General features: G+C 28.5%; 2 protein-coding genes. Both read left to right on the top strand.

Annotated elements, in window-relative coordinates:
- Positions 1–283 precede the first annotated feature (283 nt).
- Positions 284–529, top strand: a complete 246-nt coding sequence (locus I2E98_RS15740) for a pre-toxin TG domain-containing protein (protein ID WP_195469807.1) — start codon at positions 284–286, stop codon at positions 527–529.
- Between the two features lie 183 nt (positions 530–712).
- On the top strand, positions 713–1,474 hold the full coding sequence (locus tag I2E98_RS15735) for a hypothetical protein (RefSeq protein WP_195469806.1): 762 nt from the start codon (positions 713–715) through the stop codon (positions 1,472–1,474).
- Positions 1,475–1,902: the final 428 nt, after the last annotated feature.

The raw sequence follows: 1,902 nt of genomic DNA, 5'->3' as shown, positions 1-1,902 counted from the left end.
CGTCTTAAGACGCAAGCTAGTAATTTGCCCTTATAGGGCTCATGAAAAACCACCAGCTTAGCTGGTGGATATTTATTTATAAAAGAATTCAGAGATATAAAAATGATGTGTAAATTGAAAAATAAATAAAATCAGTGGTTCTTGTTTTAGCATCTGTGATTAATGTTATAGCATAAGCACTTATTGGTATAGTTGCAGGGGGAGGATATTTAGGTGGTATGATTTTTGAGGTGTCTTCTAGTGAAATGATTTTTCAAAATGGGTAGAAACTTGGAGAGGTGGAGTGGATAGCTTCTTTGAATGGGTAGCACCAAATGATACTGTTTATAATGTAACTAATTCTATATTAGATATGGCAGTTTCATGCATACAAGTAGTTGGAGATATAAGAGATGTTGTAGAAGTTCTCACTGGTGTAAACATGATGACTGGAGAAGAGTTATCTCTTTTAGAAAAAGGAGTTACCCTTGCATGTATGTTCTTATTAATAGTAGGAATATCATTTGTAAGAGAATCAAGGCAGGATTAGTTAAGTTTATAGGAAAGTACTAGGATGAAGTAGTACAATTTGTTTCAAAGTATACTGATGAATTTGTTAGTTTGTTATCAAAAAAATAATTTAGAAGTAATTATAATTGATTAATATGTATAAATATGTTAATATTTACTTTTAATACAATGATGTGGAATAAATTGTAATAAGGGGGTGAAAATGGGGAAGTCTGATTTATATCAACTATATATTAATGCCTTAGATAGATTAAGACCAGATGCTATGGCAGGATGGTTAATAGCAAGTAATTTGTATGGAGCTATTATCTTAGGAAGTGTATTAATGGGTATATTTAACAATATACAATTGAATAATACACTATGTCATACCATAGGAATAGTAGCAACAGTGTTTTATATAATTCAAATATTAGTAATGATATTTTTCTTTAGCATAAAAAATAGCTATAAATATCAAAAGTTTTTAAGTTTATGGACATCTATTGTAGCTACAAAGCTATCTATTGATTCATATTTATTTCTTTCTGCTACAGTTGAAACAAAAGGATATACTAAGCCTATTGCCTATTATGCATATGCACTAATTGGCATTGGAATTTTACTATCAATTATATTAACAATTAGAGGATTTAAAAGATTAAATAATGGTGAATTTAGAAAAGAAGGAAAGTACTTGTATGATTTTTGTAAAAGTAAAAGAAATATTGGAGCAATCGCTATTTTCCCAATAGTTTTAATAGTTATAGCTTTCTTTAGAAGTATTCAAAGTAATGGATATGAAATTTTATCTTCATGCTTTTTCTTGATAATTTGTGTAGTCTTACAATATATTTTAGTAATGGCAATTCCAGAGTTTTACTTATTAACTTATTGTAAATTTAAATATAGTGAATTTACTGTGGATATTCCCAAAAGGTTTTTAAAAAACAACAATAAAAACACTAAGAAAATATGGAAATAAATATAATGCTTAAGGAATGTAAAGTAGATGAAGCGATTAGAGAAGAAATAATAAATACTCAATATAAAAAGCATCCTAATTGGAATAAAACAATAAAATGTACCCTATAGAGTAGAGTTTTTTTAACTGTCTACTCTATAGGGTACATTTTAAACAGCAGTTGGATTAATTGAAAATTAAAAGGATTTTGGCTTGATGCATCTATTATTTTATCATAACATCAATAAAAAGCTGCAGAAATATGGCTTTTTAACAAAAAATAGAAACAAAATCTATGCTAAACAGAAACTTGTCTCTGGAAAATTTTAAAACCCCCGGGGGTCATTGAGAGGGGCAAAGCCACTCTCTTGCTACGGTTCCTCTGCATAATTTCTTTTGATTTAAGCAATAATCTAAATAGTCAACGATTTGTTGTTCACCTAGTAACT

Origin of the sequence: Clostridium sp. D43t1_170807_H7 (genome assembly GCF_015555905.1) — a bacterium.
Taxonomy (GTDB): domain Bacteria; phylum Bacillota; class Clostridia; order Clostridiales; family Clostridiaceae; genus Clostridium.
This window is presented reverse-complemented; position numbering and strand designations above follow the sequence as displayed.